This window comes from Halolamina salina, from assembly GCF_042678005.1.
GTDB lineage: Archaea > Halobacteriota > Halobacteria > Halobacteriales > Haloferacaceae > Halolamina > Halolamina salina.
Genome location: NZ_JBHUDH010000071.1, coordinates 20,202 through 26,477, shown reverse-complemented (window position 1 = coordinate 26,477; position 6,276 = coordinate 20,202). Strand labels below are relative to the sequence as shown.

Annotated in this window: 6 protein-coding genes and 1 pseudogene (1 of these 7 cut by a window edge); 6 read left to right on the top strand and 1 reads right to left on the bottom strand. The window is 69.3% G+C overall.

The features are described 5' to 3' along the window. The first annotated feature begins 195 nt into the window (after positions 1-195). The 5 genes and pseudogenes from ACFR9S_RS07780 to gatE all read left to right on the top strand — a co-directional run bounded on the left by ACFR9S_RS07780 (position 196) and on the right by gatE (position 5,229). A complete protein-coding gene (locus ACFR9S_RS07780; protein WP_379818378.1) occupies positions 196-783 on the top strand; it encodes a DUF7504 family protein in 588 nt (195 codons plus the stop codon). 95 nt (positions 784-878) lie between these two features. After that, positions 879-1,151, top strand: coding sequence for a BolA/IbaG family iron-sulfur metabolism protein (locus ACFR9S_RS07775; protein ID WP_379731997.1), 273 nt, complete (start codon positions 879-881; stop codon positions 1,149-1,151). A 49-nt stretch (positions 1,152-1,200) separates the two neighbouring features. Further along, the gene (locus ACFR9S_RS07770; RefSeq protein ID WP_379731998.1) at positions 1,201-2,613 is read left to right on the top strand and encodes a class II fumarate hydratase; all 1,413 of its coding nucleotides are present in this window, start codon (positions 1,201-1,203) and stop codon (positions 2,611-2,613) included. 67 nt (positions 2,614-2,680) lie between these two features. Further along, a pseudogene (locus ACFR9S_RS07765) lies at positions 2,681-3,070 on the top strand (type II toxin-antitoxin system death-on-curing family toxin); the annotation flags it as partial. Between the two features lie 284 nt (positions 3,071-3,354). After that, positions 3,355-5,229: a Glu-tRNA(Gln) amidotransferase subunit GatE gene (gatE, locus tag ACFR9S_RS07760; RefSeq protein WP_379818377.1), complete on the top strand. Its 1,875-nt coding sequence runs from the start codon at positions 3,355-3,357 to the stop codon at positions 5,227-5,229. 19 nt (positions 5,230-5,248) lie between these two features. Here gatE and ACFR9S_RS07755 read toward each other — a convergent pair whose 3' ends face one another. Next, positions 5,249-5,734 (bottom strand): Lrp/AsnC family transcriptional regulator, encoded by a 486-nt coding sequence (locus tag ACFR9S_RS07755; RefSeq protein WP_379732673.1) that lies wholly within the window; start codon positions 5,732-5,734, stop codon positions 5,249-5,251. Between the two features lie 150 nt (positions 5,735-5,884). Here ACFR9S_RS07755 and ACFR9S_RS07750 point away from each other — a divergent pair, with 150 nt between their 5' ends. Further along, positions 5,885-6,276 carry the 5' portion of an EamA family transporter gene (locus tag ACFR9S_RS07750; RefSeq protein ID WP_459077192.1) on the top strand. The gene runs 52 nt beyond the window's last position, so 392 of the gene's 444 nt are visible here — the first part of the coding sequence; the start codon lies at positions 5,885-5,887; its stop codon lies off the right edge, out of view.

The following is a 6,276-nucleotide window of genomic DNA, read 5'->3' as shown; positions in this document are numbered from 1 at the left end:
GACGGCGGCGGCCGTCGACGTGCTCCTGTTCGGTCCGGGTCTCCGCGTCTCGCTGCTCGTGTTGCTGGCCTCACTTGCCGCCCTCGCCGGCACCGCATCGTTCGCGCGGCCGTTCCTGACCGTTCCGACGCCGTCGCCCGACGACGACCCCGAGCCGGCGGCGTTCGAAGGCCGGTTCGACGGGGGTGGCGAACAGTGAGCTTCGGCAGCCGGTCGATGCTGCTCGCGCCCGAAGTCGGGCGAGAGCGCGCGGGGACCGACGTCCCCGAGGACACGGCGACGCTCCCCGAGGAGTCCGGCCGGCAGGCGCTGGTGACGCTCCCGTCGATGAGCACCGGGCTGACCGAACTGCCCGAGCGCGGCTTCGAGAACCTCCTCGTCGTCTCGCCGTGGGCGCCCGACCGGGTGGAGTCCGCGCTCCGGGACCGCGGCGTGCCGGTGGGGAACTGCGGCCTGATCCCGGTCAACGGCTCGCCGGTGCGCTACGACGGGCCGCTCTGGACGACCGAGGCCGTCTCGCCCGCGGACCTGACCGGGCTGTCGATGCGCTACTGCGAGGCGATGCGGCACGTCGAACCCGGCGAGGGCTGGGTGCTGATCGACAACGTGCAGGTGCTGCTGATGTACGTCGACGCCGACCGGGCGGTCCGGCTGCTGGATCGCCTCACCCGACAGGCGCGTGAGCGCGACGTGACGGGCGTGGTCGCGGTCGACCGCAGCGCCGTCGAGACGCGGACGCTCGCGACGCTCGGCCAGCTCGTCGGGACGGTCGTCGAGCGCTGACGCCGAGCCAGTCGGCCGCGACGGCGTCGACGGTTCGCGTGTTCCCGACGATCCCCACCGACTGCCTTTTCACCCCGCACGACCGGGGGTAGCGTATGGACACGGACGAACTCGAAGCGACGATCGAGGCCGAGATCCCCGACGCGGAGGCGACAGTCGACCTCCCCCGGGCTCACCACGACCGGAACCACCAGGACGCCCACTTCGCGGCGGTCGTCGTCTCCCCCGCCTTCGAGGGGGAGACGCTGGTCGACCAGCACCAGATGGTGTACGACGCGGTCGGCGACGAGATGACCGACAGCGTCCACGCGCTGGAGATCGAGACGTACACGCCCGAGGAGTACGCCGAGCGCGAGAGCGAGGAGTAGCCTCGCCGACATCGGAGGGTTTTACGCCGCACCGGCCGATCGGCCGGGCATGAGCGAAGAGGACTACCGAACCGAAGCGGACAGCCTCGGCGAAGTGCAGGTGCCCGCGGACGCCTACTGGGGCGCCCAGACCCAGCGTGCGATCCAGAACTTCCCCATCTCCGACAGCACCTTCGGCCGGCGGTTCGTCCGCGCGCTCGGCGTCGTGAAGAAGGCCGCCGCGCAGGCCAACCGTGATCTGGGCCACCTCGACGAGGAGACCGCCGACGCGATCGTCGCCGCCGCCGACGAGGTGATCGCTGGCGATCACGACGACCAGTTCCCCGTCGACGTGTTCCAGACCGGCTCCGGCACCTCATCGAACATGAACGCCAACGAGGTGATCGCCAACCGCGCCGCCGAGATCATCGGCGCGGAGGTCGGCGACCGCGTCGTCCACCCCAACGACGACGTGAACTTCGGGCAGTCCTCCAACGACGTGATCCCGACGGCGATGCACGTCGCCGCGCTGGAGGCCGTCGAGAAGGACCTCACGCCCGCGCTGGAGACGCTCGCCGACGAACTCGAAGCGAAGGAAGCGGAGTTCGACGGTGTGGTCAAGACCGGCCGCACCCACCTGCAGGACGCCACCCCCGTCCGGCTCGGACAGGAGTTCGGCGGCTACCGCACGCAGGTCGAGAAGGGAATCGACCGGCTGGAGAGCGTCCGCCCGCGGCTCGCGGAACTGGCGCTGGGCGGCACCGCGGTCGGCACCGGCCTCAACACCGACCCCGAGTTCCCCGAACTCGCCGCGGAGTACATCAGCGAGGAGACCGGCCTCGGCTTCCGCGAGGCCGACGACCACTTCGAGGCCCAGGCCGCCCACGACGCCATGAGCGAGGCCCACGGCGCGCTGCGCGTGGTCGCGGGCAGCCTGAACAAGATCGCCAACGACCTCCGGCTGCTCGCCTCCGGCCCGCGGAACGGCCTCGGCGAGATCGAGCAGCCCGAGAACCAGCCCGGCTCCTCCATCATGCCCGGCAAAATCAACCCCGTCGTCGCCGAGGCGGTGAACCAGGTCCACAAGCAGGTCGTGGGCAACGACGCCGCAGTTTCGGCGGGCGCCGCGGAGGGGCAGATCGACCTGAACCTCTACAAGCCCGTCATCGCGCACAACTTCCTCGAGTCCGCCGAACTGCTCTCGAACAGCGCGTCGACGTTCGCCGAGAAGTTCGTCGCGAAGTTGGAAGCGAACGAAGAGCACTGCGAGGCCCAAGTCGAACGCTCGATGGCGCTGGCGACGGCACTCAACCCCGCTATCGGCTACGACAAGGCGTCGAAGGTCGCCAAGAAGGCCCTGGCTGAGGGGAAGTCCGTGAAGGAGGTCGCTGTCGCCGAGGGGTACCTGACCGAGGAAGAGGCTGAAGCGGTGCTTGACCCCGAGAAGATGACTCACCGCGGGATTCTGGGCGACGAAGACTGAGAGTCGGTCCGCGGCTCGGAGCCGCCGAGCGGAAACGGTTATCGGGGCGTGCGAGAAAGCCGAGGCCGTGACGGACGACCTCGCGTACCCCGCCACCGACACCGTTCTCGGTCTGCACGAGCAGATCGTCGCGGACGGGGAGATCACGGAGCCGGGCGTTCGGTCTGCGGCGTCGGTCGGCTCCGCGGTGCAGTACGTCTCGGAGGGGTTCTTCGGCGAGGTCCCGGAGTCGATACACGAGAAGGCGGTACAGCTGATGCGGCTGCTCGTCGCGGAGCACCCGTTCGTCGACGGGAACAAGCGGACCGCGCTCCGCACCGTCGTCGTCTTCTACGCGCTGAACGGGAGCGCGTTCGAGTACGGTCACGAGATCCGGGCGCTGCTCCACCGGTTCGCGGCCGACGACGGCGACGTGGACGCCGACACGGCCGTCGTCTACTTCCGGCGGTGTGCCCGCTGGAGCGACGGGACCGCCGAGGGCGCTCGGGGCGCGACACCTCCCGGCGACGACTCGGCGACTGTCGACGAGGAACTGCGCCGCCTCTCCGAACGGTACCGGTCGGCCGAGAGCGACGAGGAGCGACGCGAGATCGCGCTGGAGATCGGGGAGATCGACGGCCGACGCCACGCCGGGATCTACGAGGCGCTCGAGGACGAGTGAGCGCTCGCCAACCCCGCCCCGAGTAGCCCGACCGCCCGCGACTGCGACCATTTTTACCCCCACCGCCCCCCAAACTACCTATGAGCGACGACGCCCGCGACTACGAGGAGCTCGGCCTCGTGGCCGGCCTCGAGATCCACCAACAGCTCGACACCGAGACGAAGCTGTTCTGCGACTCGCCCACCGAACTCCGCGAGCCCGAGGAGGCGACCCACACCATCACTCGCGAGCTCCACCCGACCCGGAGCGAGCTCGGCGAACTCGACGAGGCGGCGATGGAGGAGAGCCGCGTCGACCGCACGTTCGAGTACCTCGCCTACGACACCACCTGTCTGGTCGAGGAGGACGACGAGCCGCCCGCCCGGATCGACGAGGAGGCACTGGAGGTCGCGATGAGCATCGCGGACCTGCTCGACGCCGACGTGGTCGATCAGGGCCACGTGATGCGCAAGCTCGTCATCGACGGCTCGAACACCTCCGGCTTCCAGCGCTCGATGCTGCTGGCCCAGAACGGCGAGATCGAGACAAGCGAGGGCAGCGTGGGCATCACCGACGTGATGCTCGAGGAGGAGTCCGCCCAGCGCGTCGAGGAGACCGACGAGGGCGTTCGCTACTCGCTGGACCGTCTCGGCATCCCCCTCGTGGAGATCGGTACCGCGCCGGACATCAGTTCGCCCGAGCAGGCCCACGAGGCCGCCGAGCACATCGGGATGCTGCTGCGCTCCACCGGGTCGGTCAAGCGCGGGCTCGGGACGATCCGGCAGGACGTGAACGTCTCCATCGAGGAGGGCGCCCGCGTCGAGATCAAGGGCGTGCAGGCACTGGGCGACATCCGCGACATCGTCGCCAACGAGGTCGACCGGCAGGTCGAACTGCTCGCGATCTGCGACGAACTCGAAGCCCGTGACGCCGCGGTGGGCGAGGTCAACGACGTGGCCGGAGTGTTCGAAGACACCGATTCGGGCGTGATCCGCGGCGCGCTCGATTCCGGCGGCGAGGTGCTGGCCGTCCCCCTCTACGGTTTCGACGGTCTCGTCGGTCGAGAGATCCAGCCCGACCGCCGGCTCGGCACCGAGCTCTCCGACCACGCCAAGCGCGCCGGGGCCGGGGGCATCTTCCACACCGACGAACTGCCGGCCTACGGCGTGACCGAGGACGAGGTCGAAGATCTGAAAGCCGCCGTCGACGCCGGCGAGAACGACGCCGTGGCGCTGGTCGCCGCCGACAGCGACGTGGCCGGGCAGGCGATCGAGGCCGCCGCCGACCGCGCTCGGACCGCCATCGAGGGCGTGCCCGAGGAGACCCGCGGCGCGAACGACGACGGGACGACGCGCTACCTCCGGCCGCTGCCCGGCGCGGCGCGGATGTACCCCGAGACCGACGTGCCGCCGGTCGAACCCGACCCCAGCGACGTGGAGACGCCCGAACTCCTGACCGAGCGTGTCGAGCGCTACGCCGAGGAACTGGGACTGGACGAGGGGCTGGCCGAGCAGGTCGCGTTCGGCCGCCGGATGGTGCTGTTCGAGGAGGCCGTCGAGGCGGGCGTCGACCCCACCTTCGCCGCCTCCACGCTGGAGTCGACGCTGACGGAACTCAGCCGCGACGGCGTCGAGGTGGAGAACATCCGCGACGACGCGCTGCTCGGGACGCTGCTGCTCGTCGAGGAGGGCGAACTCCCGAAGGAGGGCGTCAACCCCGTGCTGACCGCACTGGCCGCGGAGCCTGAACTCACGCCCGAGGAAGCGATGGAGGAGGAGGGCGTCGGCGGCGTGAGCGAGGAAGAGGTCCGCGAGGCGGTGCAGGAGGTCGTCGAGCGCAACGCCGAACAGGTCGAGGCGGAGGGGATGGGCGCCTTCTCCGGGCTCATGGGCGAGTGCATGGGTGCGCTGCGCGGGCAGGCCGGCGGCGACCTCGTGAGCGAGGTGCTGCGCGAGGAGATCCAGAAGCGCGCCTGATCCGGGGCCTCTTTCGGAACTACTCGTCGGCGAGCATCTCCACCAGCGTGTCGAGCGAGTAGCTCTCCAGCGGCCGCTGCCCGTCCCGGAGCGACTTGATCACGAACGTCGAGTCGGTGCGGTCGACCTCCTCGACGTCCTCGAACGCCCGGATCAGTCGCTCCACGTCGTCGCTGTCGGGCAGGCGTGCGACGACGACGAAGTCCGTTTCGCCCATCGTGAAGTACGCCTCCGTCACGCCCTCGATCGCGAGCAGCCGCTCGCTCAGCTGTTCGTGGGAGCCGCTGTAGTCCGCCAGCACCTCGATGACGACCGTGACCCCCAGCCCCAGTTCGTCGAGATCCAGATCGTAGAGGTCGTTCTCGATCACGCCGTCCTCCCGGAGGTTGTTCAGCCGGTAGTGGATCGTCGAGACGGGGATGTCCGTCTCCTCGTGGAGGCGTTCGGGGCTGCCGGTGCCGAGGTCGGAGATCGCCTTCAGCAGGCGGACGTCGCGCTCGTCCATACACCCCGTTCGAGAGCGGAAAGCAAAGGGATTGTGGAAAAGTGAGCGAGAAAAACAATCGAAACCCATCTTTCTGAACAGAGTTCCAAAAACGACGGAGCCGGTAGAGACAGACATAAGTACGCCAGTAGATTTGGTCTAAACACGAAAATGAATGCGATTCGCTGGAGTCGCGGCCAACTTCTGGCCGCTCTGTTGTTCGTTTCCCTCGCGTCGATCTGGGGCGGCTCGTTCGTCGCGATCGAGATGGGGCTCGGCTCGGTGCCGCCGCTGTGGTTCGCGGGGCTGCGATACCTACTCGCCGGTGCGGTGATCTCCGGAGTGGCCGCCGCGACCGGGCGGTTCCGACCGCAGGACCGCTCGGAGTGGCTCTCCATCGCGCTGGTCGGTGGCTTCGTCGTCGCCGGCTACCACGGCCTGCTCTACCTCGGGACGGCCGTGATCTCCGGCTCGATCTCCTCGGTGATCGTCAGCCTCTCGCCGGTGCTCACCACCGTCGCCGCCGGCGTGCTGCTGGCCGACGAGTCGCCGGGCGTCGTCGA